Origin of the sequence: Saccharothrix violaceirubra, assembly GCF_014203755.1 — a bacterium.
Taxonomy (GTDB): Bacteria; Actinomycetota; Actinomycetes; order Mycobacteriales; family Pseudonocardiaceae; genus Actinosynnema; species Actinosynnema violaceirubrum.
In genome coordinates, this window is sequence record NZ_JACHJS010000001.1 from 2,622,287 (window position 1) to 2,641,432 (window position 19,146).

A 19,146-nucleotide genomic window follows, 5' to 3' on the forward strand; every position below is an offset into this window, starting at 1 on the left:
TGGAGCCTTCGCCACGAGTATCCCGGGATACCGCCTAGCCCCGGGCGAACGCTGTGACCTCCGCGTCCGCGTGTTCGGCGCCGAGCCGGGCGGTGATCCGGGACGGTGGGGGGAGTTCACGGGTCCAGTGGTCCAGCAGGATCGACGCCCAGACCGGTCCGAAGCGGTCCGGTCCGGTGCAGACGAGCGGCTCGTCGCCCCGGATCGCCACCAGCCAACGGCCGGGTTCCAGGGGCATGGTCGCGACCAGGGCGCCGGGTAAGGCGTCGAACGTCTCCGCGGTCCAGACGTGTGCGTCGCCGGGCTCGGCGTTCACCACGACGTCGGCCGCCTCCAGCAGGTCCGCACGCGGGGTGTCCGTGCCCACGACCAGGTGGCAGCCGGCGGGTGTCGCCCGCGACGGGTCGGCGGGGAACCGGGTGACCCGGTCGTCCGCCACCCGGACCCAGTGCTGGACGACCGGGACCTCGGCCACGCGCGGCGTGGGAACCGTGCGCACCTCGGCCCGACCCGGCGGTTCGGGAAGATCGAGCAGTCGGTACAGCTCCGCCCGCAGGAGCGCGGCGGAACCACCCGGCGCGGACGTCACCAGACCGGCCGCCGCACGGGTCTCCGGCGTCGTCGCGGCCCGGTCGATCTGCGGCCCGACCGGGCGCGTCGGGTCGAGGTGCGGTGCCACGGCCAGGAACCTGCCCACCGCCGAGGCCGGGTCGACCGCGTCCACCGCGCGTGTGGCCAGCAGGACCGGGATGCCCAGCGCGGCACCGTAGTAGGTCACCGAGCCGTGGTCGCCCACCAGCACGTCGGCCGCCACCAGCGCGGCCCGCCAGCCTTCCTCCGGCGGCAGCACGACGACGCCCGCGCGCGTGCACTCGTCGAGCCACGTCCGCACCTGCCACGACGAGTGGCCGAACCACGTGTTGGGGTGCAACGCGAGCACCACCCGGTACTCGTCGACGGGCAGGTCGAACCGCAGCCGCCGCACCACGTCGGCCGCGTGGTCGAACAGGCTGTCGCGTCCCCACGTCGACGACACGACCACGAGCTTCTGCCCACGCCGGACACCGAGGGCCGAGCGGTAGGTCGCACGCAACGGCCGGGACACGAGCATGCGGTCGAAGCACGGATCACCCGCGACCACGGCCCGCGCGACGGCCGGCGGACACCCCACCGCCAACCGGTCGAGCTGTTCGGTGTGGGACAGGACCAACGAGGTCGGGATGACTCGGCCGTCGTGCACGAGCCACTCGGGGGACAGGCCGAAGACGGGCAGGCGATCGCCCTCGCCGCGGGCGAGGTACTTGTTGTACCCGATGCCATGGGGCAACACGACCAGCGGCACGTCGAGGCTTTCCAACGCCCCGTGGCTGGCCGACACGGCAAGGTCGAACCTGGTCCGGACGGCCTGGTCCCAGGGAACCGTGAGCGCGCCCAGGCCGGTCAGGTGCTCCACCGTGCCCGGCGTGAACGGCGACGAGCCGGTGCAGCTGAACACCACCTGGACCCGGGGATCGGCCGCCAGGAGCGGAAGGACGTCGAACAACCGCGTCGCGGACGTCACGTTGTGCACGACACCCAGCACCGACCGGGCCGCGCGCCGGGTGGCCCAAGGCGTGGCAACGGGCCGCGCGGGTACCTCGGCCCAGCGCTCGTCGAACACGCAAACGATCTTAACGGCGCGGCCGGCGCCCACGGTCCCGTAGGCACACACCGGTGGGGCAAGGACATTCGGGAGTCCGAGCCCGCAGCGCGTTCACCACTTCCACGGGGGAGCCGGGATGTCCCCGCCTTGCGCGCGATAACGTTCGGTGGACTCGTCGAGCACCTTGGTGCCTTCGGCGTAGCGCACGGTCCCACAGTTCATCACGAACAGCACCGTCCGCGTGGTCGGGGCCTGAGCGTCGGGAAACCGCCCGCGTCCTGGGCTTCGGGGTGCCTGCGGCGAGCGATCGCTCCGAAGCGCTTCCGTCGACTCCACCCACCCAGGCGCCGACGCCTACGGCGTCACCCCCACGTTGGTCAACCCCGTCACCGCCCGCTCCACCGTGTTGGACGCGTGCACCACGTTGGCCCGCTCCGCGCACTTCGACACCGAAGTGATCTTGATCGCGTACCGCCCCACCCCGCCGAGATCGGACCGGTTGCCCCGCCACACGATCCCGCACCCGTTGGGAAAGGCGGGCACCGTGACCGGGTTGTGGGTCTCGTACCCGTTGGCGAACGTCCCCGGCGAGGCGAACGAACCGGTGTTCTCCTCCACCAGGTAGTCGTACCCCTTCACGTCCACCCACGAATCGGCCGAGTTCTGCCCGGAGATCCCCGTCCCGTCGAACACGTTCCCCCTGATCACGCCGCCCGACGTCCCCTCCTTCACGTCCACCGCCTCGGCCGCCACGCGAGGCCCGACGCGATTGCCCAGCACGCGGACCCGGTCGCTGCGGTCGACCCCGTCGACGGTCCCGTGGCACCCCCAGTTCGACGCGGCCGACCCGACGTACACGCCCTCGCCGTAGCCGGGCTGCCCGAGTCCCGTGTCGGTGATCGTCGACGAGCGCAGCACCCCGTCCGCCGAGGAACCGCGGAAGTGCACCCCCTCCTCGGCGATGTGGTGCACGGACAGACCGTCCAGGACGGTGTGCGGGGACCGGTCCACGACAACGCCCTTCTTCGCGTCGCGGACCGTGAAGCCGGACAGGTTCCACCAAGGCGCCTCGTACACCCACACGCCGTACCCCGCGTCACGGTCGGGAGAAGGGCAATCCCCCTGGGCGGCCTCGACCGCGCCGACCAGGACGGCGGTCGGCGGCCCGGACAGCGTGATCGGCGCCTCCGCACGCCCCGGCCGCGTGATCGCGAACGGTCCCCGGTACACCCCGGGGGCCAGGCGGATGGCGGTGCCGGGCTCGGCTCCGGCCAGGGCCGCCCGCAACCCGTCCGCCGTTCGTACGTCCACTGTGGACAATGCGGGTGCGGTGGCGACGGCGAGCACCCCGGGCTCCGACGTGTGCCCGGCCGCGTCACGCGCCCGCACCGAGATCCGGTACCCGGTCCCGGGCGACAGCCCGTCCACCACCACGCCGGTCGTCGAGGTGGTCGTCACCTCGACATCGCCGACGGACACCCGGTAGTCGACCACCCCGACGTCGTCGGTCGCGGGGTTCCACGACAGGGACACCGACCCGATCGAGGCCCCGGTCACCACCAGGCCGGCGGGCGCCTCGGGCGGCCGGGTGTCGGGCAGCGGGGCGGACGAGTCGCACGCGACCCCGTCGACGCGGCAGTTCAGCGGCAGACCCAGTCCCTGGGAGGTGAAGCCGAACGTCGTCGACGTCCCCGCCCGGACGGTGTCGTTGTACCCGGTGCCGGTGAAGCGGTAGTGCCGCCCGTCGGTGGTGAACGTCGAACTCCACGCGCGCAGCACGGTGGTGCCCGGCGGGAGGTCGAACTCGACCACCCAGTCCGCCAGGTCCGTGTCGCCGGAGTTGACCAGCGTGTACTGGCCGCCGTACCCGGTGCTCCACACCGATTTGCGCTCGAACTCCGCGGTGGGTGCCGCCGGGGTGGACGCCCCGGACGTGGTGACCGCCGCGACGCAGATACCGGCGGTCGCGAGCACCGCCAGCCGTTTCCTCATGACACTCCGACCCGGGTAGGGGGGAGGGGCGGCGGCGGAGCACCCTTTCGACTCCGAGTGTTATAGGCCCCACCCGGCGGATCGGTCAACGCACCGGAAGTCGGGAACGGCCGCGGCCCGCCTCCTTTCGCGAAAGGAGGCGGGCCGCGGCAACGCGGGTCAGCCGTGCGCGCGGTGACCCCGGCTCCTCACGAGGTGGTAGATCGCCAGCACGATCACCGAACCGACGATCGCCAGCAGCCACGTGCTCAGGCTGAAGAACCCGCCCAGCCCGACGCCGAGCAGCGCGCTGCCGAGGAAACCGCCGAGCACCGCGCCGACGATGCCGAGCAGCATCGTGACGAGGATGCCGCCGGGGTCGCGGCCCGGCGTGATCGCCTTCGCGATGGCGCCGGCGATGAGGCCGAGGATGATCCAACCCAGAATGCCCATGGTCGCTCCTTCCCTGGTCGCCGCGATCTCGGTGTCGTGTGCGGCGTGATCGAATCGACGGGGGAGTGCCCCGCGCGGCGCCGTTCCACACCTGTCCGGAGTGGACGCGTGGCGACCGTCACGTCCGACACCGGGTCGGCGCGGGCACGGTCGTATGGTGAGCGGTGATCGGGGCGCCGCTAGTGTCCCGATCGCAGCGGTCCACGAGGAGGCGTGAGTGGTATCCGATAACCGTCTGACCGGGTTGTTGACCGGGCACCGGGACGTGATCGTCCAGCGGTGGGTCGAAGCGGTCGCCGTGACGACGCGCGGCCGGGCGACCAGTGCGGAACTCGACCGGGACTTCCGGGAGTTCTACGGCGCGCTGCTGGGCGCGTTGGAGGCCGGTGGCCGTGACGTGGCCGGCGAGGGCTACGGCGAACTCCGGTCGCTGCTGGCCGAGATGTCCCGGGCCCGGGCCCGGGCCGGCTACACGCCGTCGGAAACCGCTTCCAGCGTGTTCGCGCTGAAGAAGGTCGTCTTCGAGATCACCGGGCACGACGAGGACCCGGAGCTGTTCCGGCAGCTGATGGTGTTCTCCGAACTGCTCGACTCGCTGGGCCTGGTCACGTTCGAGACCTGGGCCAAGGCCCGCGAGGAGATCATCCAGGAGCAGTCCGAGCAGTTGCTGGAGCTGACCACGCCGGTGGTCAAGCTCTGGGAGGGCGTCCTGGCCGTGCCGCTGGTCGGCACGCTCGACTCGGCGCGCACCCAGGTCGTGATGGAGAAGCTGCTGGAGGCGCTGGTCGAGACCGGCTCCGAGCACGCCATCATCGACATCACCGGCGTGCTCGCCGTCGACACCCAGGTCGCCCAGCACCTGCTCAAGACCGTGGTGGCGGCCCGGCTGATGGGCGCGGAGTGCACGATCTCGGGCATCCGGCCGCAGATCGCGCAGACCATCGTGGAGCTGGGCATCGAGTTCGGCGACATCGCCACGAAGGCGTCGCTGGCCGACGCGTTGCGCCACGCCCTGCGCCGGGCGGGCACCGAGTTCGTGCGGTCGGCCGATCGGCGGAACGGCTGATGGAGCGGGTGCCGATCCTGGAGATCGGGGGCGTGCTCCTGGTGTCCATCCAGATCGACCTCCAGGACCAGAGCGTGCTCGCCCTCCAGGAGGACCTCGCCGAGCGGATCTGCGCGACCGGCGCGCACGGCGTGGTGATCGACATCTCCGCGGTGGAGATCGTCGACTCGTTCATCGGCCGGATGTTCGCCACGATCGCGTCCCTGTCCCGGCTGTTCGACGCCGACACCGTGGTGGTCGGCATGCGCCCGGCCGTGGCGATCACGCTCGTCGAGCTGGGGCTCACCCTCGGCGAGGTGCGGACCGCGCTCGACCTGGAGCGGGGCATGAAGATCCTCAGGGTGCTCGGCGAACGGCGAAGAGGAGCGCTGTGACCGCGGCCGGCGGTGCGGCGGAGGTGCTGCCCATCGCCGGGGACGACGACGTGGTGCGCGTGCGACAGCTCGTCCGTGCGTACGCGCAACGCGTCAAGCTGTCGCTGGTCGACCAGACCAAGCTGGTCACGGCCGCCAGCGAACTGGCCCGCAACACGCTGATCTACGGCGGCGGGGGATCGGCGTCGGTCGAGGTGGTCTCGGACGGGCGTCGGGAGGGCGTGCGGGCCTCCTTCGCCGACGAGGGCCCGGGGATCCCGGACACCACGCTGGCGTTCGCCGACGGGTGGAGCAGCGGCAGCGGCCTGGGCCTGGGCCTGAGCGGCGCGCGGCGGCTCGTCGACGAGTTCGACCTGGACACCGGTGTCGGCCGCGGCACGACCGTGACGGTGGTCAAGTGGAAGCGGTGAACTGCTGCCTCCCGGTGACCGAGGACGTGGTGTGGGTCCGTGTCGAGGAGGCCGCCGAGTCCGGCCGGGTGCGCCGGCTCGCCACGAACCTGGCCGAGCGGTTGGCCTTCCCGCCGACGCGCGCGGCCGAGGTCGGCCTGGCGGTGACCGAGATCGGCACGAACCTGCACCGGCACGCGGTCGAGGGACAGGTCGTGCTGCGCTCGGTGCGCGGCGCCGACCGGGCCGTGATCGAGGTGCTCGCGCTGGACCGGGGGCCGGGCATCGTCGACCTGGACCTGGCGTTGGCGGACGGCCAGTCCACGACCGGCACGCTCGGCGTCGGCCTGGGCGCGGTGCGCCGGCTCGCCGACGACTTCGCGATCACGTCCCGCCGCGACCGGGGCACGATCCTGTCCGCGCGGTTCCGACCCGAACGCCGCGATGCCGACGACGACGTGTCCGCGTCCGGCCTGACCCGGCCCCTCGGCGGCGAGGAGGTGTGCGGCGACGCGTACGCCGTGCGGACGGCACCGGACCGGCTGACGCTGATGATGTGCGACGGCTCGGGCCACGGCCCGCTGGCCGCGACCGCCGCGCGGGAGGCCGTGCGGGTGTTCTGCGCGGAACCGGCGTCCGCGCCCGAGGAGATGGTGGCCCGGCTGCACGCGGCGTTGCGCGGCACGCGTGGCGGCGCGGTCGCGGTGGCCGATCTCGACCTGGTCCGGCGCACCGTGCGGTTCGCGGGCCTGGGCAACATCGCCGCGTCCGTGCTCGCCGACGGCCGCAAGCGCGGAATGGTGTCGGTGCCCGGCGTCGCGGGCTACCAGGCCCGCACGATCCGCGCGTTCGACCACGAGCTGCCGCCGGGCGCGCGGGTCGTCCTGCACTCCGACGGCCTGACCGAGCGGTGGACGTTCGACCCCGAGCTGGTCACGCTGCCGCCGCTGCTCGCCGCGGCGTCGCTGCTGCGGGACGCGGGCGTGCGGCGCGACGACGCGTCCGTCCTGGTCGCGTCGTCATGAGCACCGAGTTGCTGCGGCTGGTCGCGCGTCGGGAACCCGACGTGTTCCTGCTGCGCAAGAGCGGGCGTGAGGTGGCCGCGGCGGTCGGGCTCGACGGCCAGGACCAGGTGCGCGTGGCCACGGCGTTGAGCGACCTCGGCCGCGAGGTGGTGCGCCTGCCGGAGCCGGTCGTGCTGCGGTTCGGGCTCGTGTCGACGCCCGGACCCGCGCTGGTGATCGTCGTGGAGACCGGGCAGGCGGACGGGCCGGGCTGGGACACCGCGCGCCGGCTCATGGACCGGGTCGAGGTCGCCGTGGACACCGTGACGCTGGTGAAGACGCTGCCTGCCGGCCACGACGAGCCGGACGCGGCACGCCTGACCCGGCTGCGACGCGAGCTGGCCACGTCCGACGGCGCCGACGCGCTGGACGAGCTGCGCGCCCAGAACCAGGAGCTGCTGGAGACCCTGGAGTCGTTGGAGGCCAAGCGGGTCGAGCTGGAACGCCTCAACGACGAGTTGGAGAGAACCAACCAGGGTGTGCTGGCGCTGCACAAGGAGCTGTCGGACGAACTGGAGCAGACCAACCAGGGCGTGGTGGCGCTGTACGCCGAGCTGGAGGAGAAGTCCACCCAGCTGCGCGAGGCCGCCGAGGCGCGGACCAGGTTCTGGTCCAACATCAGCCACGAGCTGCGGTCGCCGGTCAACTCCGTGGTGGGCCTGGCCCGGCTGCTGGGCGCACCCGGCGGCGACCCGCTGACCGACGAGCAGCGCCGCCAGGTCGACCTGATCAACAACGCCGGTCTGACCCTGCTGGCCCTGGTCAACGAACTGCTCGACACGGCCAAGGCCGAGTCGGGCAACCTCGAACCCCGGTACACCCCGGTCGACCTGGTGCCCACGTTGACCCAGCTCCGGGACGCCATGCGCCCCGTGGTGCGGCCCGGCGTCGACCTGGTCGTCGACCCGGTGCCGTCGGTGCCGTTGGTGACCGACGAGGTCATGCTCGTGCGCATCCTGCGCAACCTGCTGTCCAACGCCGCGAAGTTCACCGAGACCGGCAGCGTGCGCCTGGGGGTGTACCCGGACGACGGTGCGGGAACACTGCGCCTCGTGGTCACCGACACCGGGATCGGCATCCCGTCGCGGGAACTGGGCCGGATCTTCGAGGAGTTCTACCAGGTGCCCGGCCGCCTCCAGGTGGGCGCGGGCGGCACGGGCCTGGGCCTGCCCTACGCGCGCCGACTGGCCCGGATCCTGGGCGGCGACCTGACCGTGACCAGCGAACCCGGCACCGGCACGACCGCGACCCTGCGCCTGCCCGTGAGCGTGCCGGACGACCTGGCCGTGGAGACCGTGCTGTTGGTCGGACCGGACGACGAGGTGCGCGCCCGCCTGCGCGCGGCGCTCGGCGGGGTCGCCCGGACCGTGGTCGAGGTGGCCGACGGCCGGGCGGCGCTGGAAGCCCGTGCGGACCGTCCCGACCTGGTCGTGTCGGCGGTGGACGTGCCGCTGGTCGGCGGCATGGAGATCCTCTCGGTGCTGCGCGGCGACCCCGCGTGCCGGTCGGTGCCGGTGGTGCTGGTCGGCCGGGACCTGGACAGCGCGGTCGAGCGCACGGCGTCCACGCTCGGTGCGGCCGTCCTGGCGGCGGACCTGGTGGCCCCGGAGTCGTTGCGCCAGGCCGTCCGCGTGGCCCGCAACGTCCTGCGCGGTGAGCGGTGACCGCGGCGGACGCGGCACGCATCCTCGTCGTCGACGACACCGAGGCGAGCCGGTACATCCGGGCGAGCTGGCTGCGCCGCGGCGGGCACGCGGTGACCGAGGCGGTGACCGGTGGCGAGGCGTTGGCGCTGCTCGCCGAACGCGAGTTCGACCTGGTCGTGCTGGACGTCGACCTGCCCGACATGAGCGGGTTCGACGTGGCCGAGCGGATCAAGAGCGAGCCGCGCACGGCAGCCGTGCCGGTGGTGCACGTGTCGGCCGCGTTCCGCCAGGCCGAGGACCGGATCACCGGGCTCAACCGGGGAGCCGACGCGTACCTCACCGAGCCGGTCGAGCCGGGGGAGCTGCTCGCGACCGTCGAGGCGGCGTTGCGCTACTACCGGGCGCGGGCGCTGGCCGAGCGGCTCGCGGACCGGTTGGCGAAGCTGACCACGGCGACGTTGCGGATCAACGCGGCGACCACGTTCGACGACCTGGTGTCGGCCGCCGCGGCCGGTACCGCGACCGTGCTCGACACCGAGGCGACGGTGCTGGTGACGACGCCGACCGGCACGTCGCGGCTGGGCACCGTGACGGGTGCGGGTGCGACGCCCACCGTGCGGCGCGGCGACCCGGCCCTGCTGGACGCGTTGCCGCCGGACGGGACCACCGTGCTCGACCCGCCGTGGCGGCCGGGCGTGCCGGTGGTCGTGGCCGGCGGCAGTCCCCGGCGGACGCCGATCGGCATCGCCGTCGACCCGGCGGCGGTGGTCACCGACGAGGACCGCAACCTGCTGCTCCAGTTGGCGCAGGCCACGGCGTTGGCCGCCGAGGGGCTGCGGGCGTACGCGGAGGAGCACACGCTGGCGTTGACGTTGCAACGCAGCCTGCTGCCGCGGCGGCTGCCCGCGATCCCGTCGCTGCCGATGACGGCCCGGTACGCGCCGGCGTCCGCGCACGCCGAGATCGGCGGCGACTTCTACGAGGTCACCGCCCTGGGTGACCGGTTGCTGATCGCGATCGGCGACGTGTGCGGCCACTCCCTGGCCGCCGCGACCATCATGGGCGAGGTGCGGCACGCGTTGCGCGCGTACGCGGTCGAGGAGCACGACCCGGCGACGATCCTGCGCAAGCTGGACGCGATGCTGCAACGCTTCCACTCGACCAAGGGCCTGACCACGATGTGCCTGCTGCTGGTCGACCCGGCCGACGGCACCGCGCTCGTGGCCAACGCCGGCCACGTGCCGCCGCTGGTCGTGGACGACGAGGGCGCCCGCTACCTGGCGGTCCGCGGCCCGATCCTGGGCATCGGCCTGCCCCGCCCACCGGCGACCCCGGTCACGTTGGCGCCCGGTGCGCTGGTGCTGCTGACGACGGACGGTCTGGTCGAGCACTCGGGTGCCGATCTCGACGACGGGATGGACCTGCTGCTGGCGGCGGTGTCCCGGGACGAGGACATGGACCTGTTGTGCGATCGGCTGTTGGAGACGTTCGGCCGTGACAAGAAGGACGACATCGCGCTGTTGGTCTTCCGCCGGACCTCCTGACCGGTGTCCGGTCGTCCGTCCGGGGTGGCGGGACGTGGTAGCCGATCGGGAGGACCTCATCGGCCCCTGGTGGGAGGGACACGACCACGACGGACCGCCACCACTCCGGCCCGCGCGGCTTCCGGCACGCCGTGCTCGGCGACGCCATCCGGGTACCGGCGTTTCCGCGCGCTGCCGGTGTTGGTCGCCGCCGTGGTCCTGGTGGTCACGGGACGCGTGGAGGTGGCCGAACCCGGTGCCCTGCTCACCTGACCCGCGTCCACGAACGGCGGCGATCGGTCGCGCGTCACGCTCGTCATGCGGGCGAGGATGTCCAGGTGATCGGTTCCGGCGGGATGGGGCGGCGTGGTGCCGGGCGTCCGCCGACGATCGACCGGCGGGCGTTGACCGACCGCTGCGGCCCGGCCGGGTACGACCTGGTCTTCCTGCTGCTGTGGGCGGTGGACCGCGACTGCGAGGAGGTCCGCGCGACGGCCGTCCGCCTCGCGGTGCCGGACACCGCTTCGGGGGACCCGCCTCCTGGTCCACAGGCATCCTTGGGCATGGACCCGAGCGCGATCCGCGTACGTCGCGGTGGCGATCCTCGTGCCGACTCGGCCGACCTCCGGACGGGTCCACGAACGGCGGCGGCCGGGCGGGGGACGGTGGCGCGTCGCATCACGGGTCCGCCCGGCGCGGCGCGAGGATGTCCAGGTGATCGGTTCCGGCGGGATGGGGCGGCGTGGTGCCGGGCGTCCGCCGACGATCGACCGGCGGGCGTTGACCGACCGCTGCGGCCCGGCCGGGTACGACCTGGTCTTCCTGCTGCTGTGGAAACTCGCGCCGCAGGGTGGGTTCACGATGCTCGACGCCGCTCGGGACTGGGCCGCTCGCGAACCGGAGGCGGCTTTGGCGCACCGGATCCTGGTGGTGCGCGCGGCGGGTGGTCGGGACATCTCCCGTCGTCGGTTGTCCTGGACCTTGAGGCTGGACAACGGGCCGCCGCCGGCCGGGCTGGTCCGAGCGTTCCTGCGACTGTGGGCTGCGGACCGCGACACCGAAGAGGTCGATGCGGTGGCCGACCGGCTCGACACGCTGTGCCGCGAGGTGGCCGCTGCCCACGACCGTGCCACCACACCGGACCGGGCCTGCCCGTCGCGGGTGCGGGGCGAGTCGCCGCCGACTCGGGGGCACGAGGTCCGCTTCCGGGCGCTGCCCGTGTTCCTGGGTACGGCGCTGACCCGGCTGCGCGGCCAGGTCCCGGAAGAGCTACCCGCGTCACCGGGTGCGACCGACGATGTCGTCCTCGGCCAGGTGGAGGAGGAACCGCGTGAGGGCGACCTCCGTTTCACCCGCGACCACCTCGCCGACGACACCGATGCGCCGACGCGTGGCCCCGAGCGGCGACGCCTTGTCCGGCCGCCTCGCATCGCGGTGTCGCTGGTCGTGCTCCTGCTGATCATGGTGGGGACCCTCTCGACGGACTCCATCCCGAATTTCCCGATCGGGAGGCAGACCTCCTCGGCGTCCATGCCGACGGCACCGAGTACGACGACCGCGGGCATCACGGCCTGGGCTCCCAGCCCCACGTACTGGGAAAAGAAGGTCATCGGCAACGCGGTCCTCCGCGTGCCGTTCAAGACCCAATTCCGCAGTGTCAACGTGGGTACTCGTTACCTTTACCGGATGGCTCAAGCACTTGTGTGGGAGTTCGCCGGCGCCGTGGACATCGACCTGAGCTTGGTCCCCGAACGGGGGAATGCGCGTGACGACGTCACCGTCGGCGGAATGATGACTCTCGAAGGTGCCTGTGCCCCGGCGCGAGTCATGGCCCTGCTGCCCGGCCGCGCCGAACCGACCTCCGCCGTCCTTCTTCCCGCCGCTGGATCGTCGGTGCGATTCGATCTCCACTTCCCGCGCTCCACCGTCATGGCGGTGTTGCGGATCATCCCGGAAAACGGGTGCGCCGGCGAGATTTCCTGGCTGCTGGAATGAGGAACGGCGCGGCGCATTCGGCGACCCGTTCCACCCTCGACCACGTGGATTTCCGACGTGATCGGTAACCGGATGGGATCAGGTCCCCGCTGCAGATCCCGAAAATTCGTGCGATCCGGTGGTCGACCTGGCTGGGGCCCGACTGTCCTGGTCCACAGGGGTCTGTCACCCGGCCGGGCGAATCGGTGTCATTTGTCCGGATCGGTGGTGGACAATCCTTTGAGCAGCGGAAGGTAGATGTCGTCCACTATCTCCTCGATGACCGATTCGCCCGCCTCGCCAAAGCAGTTGCCCGGTTGGGGATACTCGGATCGGATGAGGACCAACGGCAATCGGGCGGTGCGATGCGGGAGTTCGATCGGCGGGAGTTCGCCCCGTTCGACGGCGCGTCCCACGATCTTCTCGACCGCCTCGGTCATCGGCGACGGTTCGTTCAGGCGCAGTTTCAGCAGTCGGCCGATCTCGGGGTGCCGGAACGCCTCGCTCATCACGCCCGCGGCCATCTCGGTGAGCATCTCGTTCGCCCGCCGCGCGATGGATCCGAACAGCAGGATCAGGTCCTCGCGCAGGGTCCCGGTGTCCTGGACGACGGGGATCTTGCTCGGCGACCGCGCGTTCCACGCGGCCAGCACCAGGTGCGGGCGGCCCGGCCACCGCCGGTAGATCACCGGCTTGCTCGTACCCGCCCGCGCGGCGACGCCCTCGATGGTCAGCCGTCCGTAGCCGACCTCGCGCAACTCCTCCCATGCCGCGTCCAGGATCGCGGCCTCCAGTTCCGCGCCCCGGCGGCGTGACTTGGGCTGTGTCACCGTGCTCCTTTAGATACTTTGCGTTTCTTAGTCGACGGGGCTACCGTGGCGTCGACAACTTGGATACTAGCCGTTTCTTATGGGGGAGTTCCTCTTGCTGAGCCGCCTGCTCCGCACACACTTGCGTCCGTACCGGCGCGACGTGGCACTGGTGCTGCTGCTCCAACTCTTCGGCGTGGTCGCCTCGCTGTACCTGCCGAGCCTCAACGCCGACATCATCGACTTCGGTATCGCCCACGGCGACACCGGCTACATCCTGAGCACCGGCGGGTGGATGCTCGGGGTCTCGCTCGTCCAGATCCTGTGTTCGGTCGGCGCCGTCTACCTGGGCGCGCGCACGGCCATGTCCGTCGGCCGCGACCTGCGCGCGGCCGTGTTCCACCGGGTCGGCGGGTACTCCGCGCGCGAGCTGTCCGCGTTCGGCCCGTCGTCGCTGATCACGCGCTCGACCAACGACGTGCTCCAGATCCAGACCCTGGTCGTCATGACGTTCTCGATGCTCGTCGCCGCGCCGATCATGTGCGTCGCGGGCGTCGTGATGGCGTTGCGCGAGGACGCCGGGCTGTCCTGGCTGCTCGCGGTCGCCGCACCCGGCCTTGCGCTGGCCATCGGCCTGATCATGATCCGGATGGTGCCGAACTTCCGGCACCTCCAGGTCCGCATCGACGCGGTCAACCGGGTGCTGAGGGAGCAGCTCTCCGGCATCCGCGTCGTGCGCGCCTTCGTCCGCGAACCCGTCGAGACCCGGCGGTTCGGCGACGCCAACGCCCAGCTCACCGACATCGCGCTGCGCATCGGCCGCCTCCAGGCGATGATCTTCCCGATCGTGGGCCTGGCGTTCAACGCCTCCAGCGTCGCCGTGCTGTGGTTCGGCGCCTACCGGATCGACGCCGGCGCCATGCAGATCGGCGCCATGACCGCGTTCCTCAGCTACCTGATGCAGATCCTCATGGCCGTCATGATGGCGACCTTCGTGTCCACGATGGTCCCGCGCGCGGCGGTCTGCGCGGAGCGCATCGGCGAGGTGCTGGACACCGAGTCGTCCGTCCTGCCGCCCGACGTGCCCGTGACCGAACTGCCCGCGAAGCTCTCCCTGGAGTTCAGCCAGGCCGGGTTCCGCTACCCCGGCGCGGCCGACCCCGTCGTGACCGACGTGTCGTTCCGGGCCGAACCCGGCCGCACCACCGCGATCATCGGCAGCACGGGCGCGGGCAAGACGACGCTGCTCTCGCTGGTGCCCCGGCTGGTCGACGTCACGGCGGGCGCGGTGCTGGTCAACGGCATCGACGTGCGCGAGATCGACGAGGACACCCTGTGCGCCCGCATCGGCCTCGTGCCGCAGCGGCCGTACCTGTTCACCGGCACGGTCGCGAGCAACCTGCGCTACGGCAACCCCGACGCGACCGACGAGGAACTCTGGGCGGCACTGGAGGTCGCGCAGGCGCGCGACTTCGTCGAGGCCATGCCCGACGGGCTGGCGGCACCGATCTCCCAGGGCGGCACGAACGTGTCCGGCGGCCAGCGGCAACGCCTCTCGATCGCCCGCGCGCTCGTGCGCAGACCCGACATCTTCGTGTTCGACGACTCGTTCTCCGCGCTGGACCTGGAGACCGACGCCCGGCTGCGCGCCGCGCTGCGCCCGCACACCGCGAACGCGATCGTGCTCGTCGTCGCCCAACGCGTGTCCACGATCCTCGACGCCGACCGGATCGTCGTGCTCGACGAAGGCCGGGTCGTCGGCATCGGCTCCCACCACGAACTGCTCGACACCTGCCCGACCTACGTCGAGATCGTCCAGTCCCAGCTCACCACGGAGCAGGCGGCATGAGCACCAACACGGCCACGAGCCGGCCCACCCAGGCCCCCATCGGCCGGGGCATCATGGGCATGGGCATGCCCATGGGCAAGGCCGAGAACTTCAAACCGTCGGCCAAACGCCTGTTCGGCCGGCTGCGCCCGGAGCGCACGTCGCTGATCGCGGTCGTCGTCCTGGCGTTGATCAGCGTGAGCCTGGGCGTCGTCGGCCCCAAGATCCTCGGCCACGCCACCGACATCATCGTCACCGGCATGCGTTCGGCCACCGGCATCGACTTCACCGCGCTCGGCCGGATGCTCGGGCTGGCCCTGGGCCTGTTCGCCCTGTCCGGCCTCTTCGGCTGGGTCCAGGGCCGCATCCTCAACGCGTCCGTGCAACGCGTGGTGTCGACGCTGCGCACCGACGTGGAGGCCAAGCTGCACCGGCTCCCGTTGCGCTACTTCGACAAGCAGCCGCGCGGCGAGCTGCTGTCGCGCGTCACCAACGACATCGACAACATCGCCCAGACCCTCCAGCAGACGCTCAGCCAGCTCCTGCTGTCGTTCCTCACGGTCGTCGGCGTCCTGGCGATGATGCTCACCATCTCGCCGCTGCTGTCGCTGATCGCCCTGCTGCTGATCCCGGTGTCCGCGATCATCACGGGCCGGATCGGCAAGCGCGCGCAGGGCCTGTTCGCCGCGCAGTGGAAGCACACCGGAGCGCTCAACGCGCACATCGAGGAGTCGTTCACCGGCCACCAGCTCGTCCGCGTGTTCGGCCGCCGCCGCGAGGCCGAGGCCGAGTTCCGCACGCGCAACGAGGCCCTGGTCGAGTCCGCGCTCGGCGCGCAGTTCGTCACCGGCCTGATCATGCCGTCGATGGTGTTCCTGTCGAACCTCAGCTACGTGGTCATCGCCGTGGTCGGCGGCCTGCGCGTCACGTCCGGCGCCATGACGCTGGGCGAGGTGCAGGCGTTCGTCCAGTACTCGCGCCAGTTCACCCAGCCGCTGACCCAGGTCGCGTCGATGGCCAACGTGCTCCAGTCCGGCGTCGCCTCGGCCGAGCGGGTGTTCGAGGTGCTCGACGAGGCGGAGCAGAGCGCCGACCCGGCCGATGCCGAGTCGCCGACGCTGCGGCACGGCCGCGTGGAGTTCCACGACGTCGCGTTCGCCTACGACCCGGACCGGCCGCTGATCGAGAACCTGTCGCTGGTCGCGGACCCCGGCCACACGGTCGCCATCGTCGGACCGACCGGCGCGGGCAAGACCACACTGGTCAACCTCGTGCTGCGGTTCTACGAGGCCGACTCGGGCCGCATCACGCTCGACGGCGTGGACATCACGCGGATGCGGCGCGACGACCTGCGGTCGCGCATCGGCATGGTCCTCCAGGACACGTGGCTGTTCGGCGGCACGATCCGCGACAACATCGCCTACGGCGACCCGGACGCGACCGACGAGCAGATCGTCGCCGCGGCCAAGGCCACCTACGTCGACCGGTTCGTGCGCACGCTGCCCGACGGCTACGACACCGTGATCGACGAGGAGGGCTCGAACGTCAGCGCGGGCGAGAAGCAGCTCATCACGATCGCGCGGGCGTTCCTGGCCAACCCGTCGCTGCTGATCCTCGACGAGGCGACCAGTTCGGTGGACACCCGGACGGAATCGCTGGTGCAGCACGCGATGGCCGCGTTGCGCTCGTCGCGCACCAGCTTCGTGATCGCCCACCGGCTGTCCACGATCCGCGACGCCGACCTGATCCTGGTCATGGAGTCGGGCCGGATCGTGGAGCAGGGCACGCACGACGAACTGATCGAGTCGCACGGCGCCTACCACCGGCTCTACTCGGCGCAGTTCGCCACGACGTGAGGCCCGCCCGTGAGGACCCCGGATCCCGGGGTCCTCACGGCGTCCACCGGTAGAGGGGCGGTCCGTTCAACGCCGCCACGTACAGCTCGCCGCGCGGCCCGACGGCGAGTTGGTGGGGGTCGGCGTTTTGGTCCGCCAGACGCCATCTGTCCTTCACGGAACCGTTGTCGTCCATGGACACCACGTAGCCCCGGTGTCCGCCGCCGTCCTCGTCGAGCGCGTCGCCGCCGTCGAGGACGTACAGCGCGTCGTCCGGGCCGACGGCCACGTCGTAGGGACGGCCGATCGCGGCGGACGCGTAGGTCGCCCTGTGCCGGCCGTCCGGTGCGAAGACCTGCACGCGGGCGTTGCGGCGGTCGGCGACCACGACGTCCCCGTTCTTCCGCAACGCGATGCCGTGCGGGAGGTGGAACTCGCCCGGCCTGTCGCCCAGTCCGCCCCACTCCAGGGCGAAGCGGTCGTCGTCGAACACGGCCACGCGGGAGTTGCGGTAGCCGTCGGCCACGAACGCGTGGCGGTCGGAGGAGACGGCGACGTCGGTCGGCCGCGCGAAGATCTCCGGATCGCCGGTGCAGGGCAGGTTCGTCAGTTCGTTGCGGATCGACAGGCATGTGTCCAGGCCCGGCCCGTAGTCGTGGCCGAGCGTGGGACCGTTGAACGCCGTGACCCGGTTGGTCATCACGTCGGTGACCCAGATACGGCCCTCGGCGTCGACCGACACGCCGTGCGGGGACTTGAACTTCCCGGCGCCGAGCCTCGTCCGCACCACGCCGTCCGGGGTCAGGACGAGCAGCGGATCGGTGTCGATCACCGTGTCGGACGCGAAATCGCCGCCCGCGCGGTGCAGGAACACCACGTCGCCCGACCCGGTCACGGCCACGCCGGAACCCGGCCGGGCGTCGGCCGGCAGTTCGCCCCACGGGCGCAGGACCCGCTCGGTCGTCCGGTCGGCCGGTCCGACGGACGGCACCGAAGGCGGTGCGCCGCGCACCACCAGACCGGCCACGACCAGCCCCGCGACGATGCCCGCCACCACGACCCCGCGTCTCATCGCGCCAGTGTCGGTGATCGTCTTCGGTCGGACATCGGGGTTCGCCCCGATCAGGCGTCAGGGCCGCCCCGGGCCGTGAGCAGGAACGCGGGCGACCACCAGTAGTCGTGCAGCCGGGTGGTGGTCACGTCGGCGAACCCGGCCTTCGCGACCTGCCGCGCCCACGAGTCCGCGGGCTGCTCCCACGTGGCGCGCACGGCTCCGGGCAGGAGTTGGCCGGTGAGCACGGGCATCAGGAAGCCCTGCGCGACAAGGTCGCCCTCGTGCTCGTGCTCGTACTCGGCGAGGCCGCGTTCGTAGGCGTCGGCCAGGAACTCCAGGTGTCCGGGCGTGCCGTGGGCGAGGTCGGGCACGTCGAACTCGACCACGGCGAGCACGTCGGTGCGCGGCCGGAGGGCGGCGAGCACGGTGTCGCGTTCGTCGTGGGGCAGGGCGTGCAGGGCGAAGGTCGACTGGACGAGGTCGAACCGGTCCCGGGTGGCCGTGAGGAAGTCCTGGACCGTGGTGTTGTAGCTGACGACCGGTCCGATCAGCGCGCGTTCGGCGGCGGCGAGCAGGGCGGCGGACGGCTCGACCAGGGAGATGTGGTCGGGGCGGTGCCCCCGGTGCAGTGCGGGGACGAGCGCGCGACCGTCGCCGCAGCCGACGTCGAGCAGCGAGTCGGGTAGTCGGGTGGCGTAGGTGGCGGCGAGGACGTCGACGACCGCCGCGTAGAGGCCGACGTTGCCGCCGCCGGCGATGAACGCGCCGAACGCGGCGGGCTGGTCGTAGACGTGACCGGCCGCGGGTCCTGAGAGGTGTCGGGCGAGCGCCCGCGCCAGGAGGCCGTCGGCGTGGGTAGCCGCGGTGCGGGCTTCTTCGCGGTCGCCCCGGGTGAGGGCGGCCAGTGCGGTGGTGATCCCCATCCGCCCATCCTGCCGGAGGATCACGGTCGCAGGCGGCGGGCCAGGAGGTCGGGCAGGGCGTCGGTGTGGTCGCTGAGCCGGCGCAGCGCGGTGATCAGCTTGTCGCCCTCGGGACCGAGCGTGGCGAGCAGTTCGCCGGTGACGTCGGCCCGTGCCCGGCGCGAGATCCGGACCGCCTCGTGGCCGCGACGGGTGAGCGAGACGAGGCGGACCCGGCTGTCGTGCGGGTCGGGGGAGCGGGACGCGTAGCCCGCGCGTTCCATGTCGGCCACGACCTTGGACGCGCCCTGCGCCGTCATGCCCAGCAGGTCGGCCAGGTCGGTGATCCGGATCGGCCCGTCGAGCAGGTGCCGGAACACGTAGCCGTGGATGGTGCGGACCTCGTGGTGCCCGGCGGCGGCCATGCGGCGTCGGACGTCCACGTCGCACGCGGCCGACAGGGCGGTGAACAGCAGGGTGAGGTCGTCACTGGAGTCCACGCGGCGGATGCTGGCATGATCAACTGGAGTTGTACAACGCCGGTTTAAGGCGTGGGAAGCGGCGGTCACCGAGGTTTTCCTCCGGCCGGGTGAGGGAACACCGAACCCGACGACGG

18 protein-coding genes are annotated in these 19,146 nt (G+C 71.9%); 10 read left to right on the forward strand and 8 right to left on the reverse strand.

All coding sequences use genetic code 11. From position 1 onward, the window contains the following. Positions 1 to 34: 34 nt before the first annotated feature. The 4 genes from F4559_RS12620 to F4559_RS12630 all read right to left on the reverse strand — a co-directional run bounded on the left by F4559_RS12620 (position 35) and on the right by F4559_RS12630 (position 4,066). The gene (locus F4559_RS12620; protein WP_184668615.1) at positions 35 to 1,660 is read right to left on the reverse strand and encodes a CDP-glycerol glycerophosphotransferase family protein; all 1,626 of its coding nucleotides are present in this window, start codon (positions 1,658 to 1,660) and stop codon (positions 35 to 37) included. Positions 1,661 to 1,753: 93 nt separating this feature from the next. After that, positions 1,754 to 1,876 (reverse strand): hypothetical protein, encoded by a 123-nt coding sequence (locus F4559_RS35860; protein WP_281386305.1) that lies wholly within the window; start codon positions 1,874 to 1,876, stop codon positions 1,754 to 1,756. Positions 1,877 to 1,996: 120 nt separating this feature from the next. Further along, a complete protein-coding gene (locus F4559_RS12625; RefSeq protein WP_184668616.1) occupies positions 1,997 to 3,634 on the reverse strand; it encodes a cellulose binding domain-containing protein in 1,638 nt (545 codons plus the stop codon). Between the two features lie 159 nt (positions 3,635 to 3,793). Continuing rightward, positions 3,794 to 4,066, reverse strand: a complete 273-nt coding sequence (locus F4559_RS12630) for a GlsB/YeaQ/YmgE family stress response membrane protein (RefSeq protein WP_184668618.1) — start codon at positions 4,064 to 4,066, stop codon at positions 3,794 to 3,796. A 217-nt stretch (positions 4,067 to 4,283) separates the two neighbouring features. Here F4559_RS12630 and F4559_RS12635 point away from each other — a divergent pair, with 217 nt between their 5' ends. The 8 genes from F4559_RS12635 (at position 4,284) to F4559_RS12670 (ending at position 12,123) form a co-directional block, all read left to right on the forward strand. Beyond that, entirely contained in the window at positions 4,284 to 5,132 is an 849-nt protein-coding gene (locus tag F4559_RS12635; RefSeq protein ID WP_312865613.1) for an STAS domain-containing protein, read from the forward strand. Beyond that, positions 5,132 to 5,506: an STAS domain-containing protein gene (locus F4559_RS12640; RefSeq protein ID WP_184668620.1), complete on the forward strand. Its 375-nt coding sequence runs from the start codon at positions 5,132 to 5,134 to the stop codon at positions 5,504 to 5,506. The genes F4559_RS12635 and F4559_RS12640 overlap by 1 nt, the downstream gene beginning before the upstream one ends. Beyond that, entirely contained in the window at positions 5,503 to 5,916 is a 414-nt protein-coding gene (locus F4559_RS12645; RefSeq protein ID WP_184668622.1) for an ATP-binding protein, read from the forward strand. Before F4559_RS12640 ends, F4559_RS12645 begins: the two co-directional genes overlap by 4 nt. Next, positions 5,904 to 6,920, forward strand: a complete 1,017-nt coding sequence (locus F4559_RS36305) for an ATP-binding SpoIIE family protein phosphatase (protein WP_184668624.1) — start codon at positions 5,904 to 5,906, stop codon at positions 6,918 to 6,920. Before F4559_RS12645 ends, F4559_RS36305 begins: the two co-directional genes overlap by 13 nt. Then, entirely contained in the window at positions 6,917 to 8,623 is a 1,707-nt protein-coding gene (locus F4559_RS12655; RefSeq protein WP_184668626.1) for an ATP-binding response regulator, read from the forward strand. The genes F4559_RS36305 and F4559_RS12655 overlap by 4 nt, the downstream gene beginning before the upstream one ends. Beyond that, positions 8,620 to 10,149, forward strand: coding sequence for a fused response regulator/phosphatase (locus F4559_RS36310; RefSeq protein ID WP_184668628.1), 1,530 nt, complete (start codon positions 8,620 to 8,622; stop codon positions 10,147 to 10,149). Before F4559_RS12655 ends, F4559_RS36310 begins: the two co-directional genes overlap by 4 nt. 69 nt (positions 10,150 to 10,218) lie before the next feature. Further along, complete coding sequence (locus F4559_RS12665; protein WP_184668630.1) at positions 10,219 to 10,401, forward strand: hypothetical protein; 183 nt, start codon at positions 10,219 to 10,221, stop codon at positions 10,399 to 10,401. Positions 10,402 to 10,842: 441 nt separating this feature from the next. After that, a complete protein-coding gene (locus F4559_RS12670; RefSeq protein WP_184668632.1) occupies positions 10,843 to 12,123 on the forward strand; it encodes a hypothetical protein in 1,281 nt (426 codons plus the stop codon). 188 nt (positions 12,124 to 12,311) lie between these two features. Here F4559_RS12670 and F4559_RS12675 read toward each other — a convergent pair whose 3' ends face one another. Continuing rightward, the gene (locus F4559_RS12675) at positions 12,312 to 12,932 is read right to left on the reverse strand and encodes a TetR/AcrR family transcriptional regulator (protein ID WP_184668634.1); all 621 of its coding nucleotides are present in this window, start codon (positions 12,930 to 12,932) and stop codon (positions 12,312 to 12,314) included. Positions 12,933 to 13,026: 94 nt separating this feature from the next. On the opposite strand from F4559_RS12675, the gene F4559_RS12680 reads away from it, so the two are divergent. Then, positions 13,027 to 14,760, forward strand: a complete 1,734-nt coding sequence (locus tag F4559_RS12680; RefSeq protein ID WP_184675725.1) for an ABC transporter ATP-binding protein — start codon at positions 13,027 to 13,029, stop codon at positions 14,758 to 14,760. Beyond that, a complete protein-coding gene (locus tag F4559_RS12685; RefSeq protein WP_246445179.1) occupies positions 14,757 to 16,595 on the forward strand; it encodes an ABC transporter ATP-binding protein in 1,839 nt (612 codons plus the stop codon). The genes F4559_RS12680 and F4559_RS12685 overlap by 4 nt, the downstream gene beginning before the upstream one ends. Positions 16,596 to 16,629: 34 nt before the next feature. On the opposite strand, the gene F4559_RS12690 is transcribed toward F4559_RS12685, so the two are convergent. The 3 genes from F4559_RS12690 to F4559_RS12700 are packed head-to-tail and all read right to left on the reverse strand — an operon-like array spanning position 16,630 to position 19,030. Beyond that, entirely contained in the window at positions 16,630 to 17,646 is a 1,017-nt protein-coding gene (locus F4559_RS12690; RefSeq protein WP_184668637.1) for a peptidyl-alpha-hydroxyglycine alpha-amidating lyase family protein, read from the reverse strand. A gap of 50 nt (positions 17,647 to 17,696) precedes the next feature. Beyond that, entirely contained in the window at positions 17,697 to 18,551 is an 855-nt protein-coding gene (locus F4559_RS12695; protein ID WP_184668639.1) for a class I SAM-dependent methyltransferase, read from the reverse strand. A 20-nt stretch (positions 18,552 to 18,571) separates the two neighbouring features. Then, positions 18,572 to 19,030: a MarR family winged helix-turn-helix transcriptional regulator gene (locus F4559_RS12700; protein WP_184668641.1), complete on the reverse strand. Its 459-nt coding sequence runs from the start codon at positions 19,028 to 19,030 to the stop codon at positions 18,572 to 18,574. Positions 19,031 to 19,146: the final 116 nt, after the last annotated feature.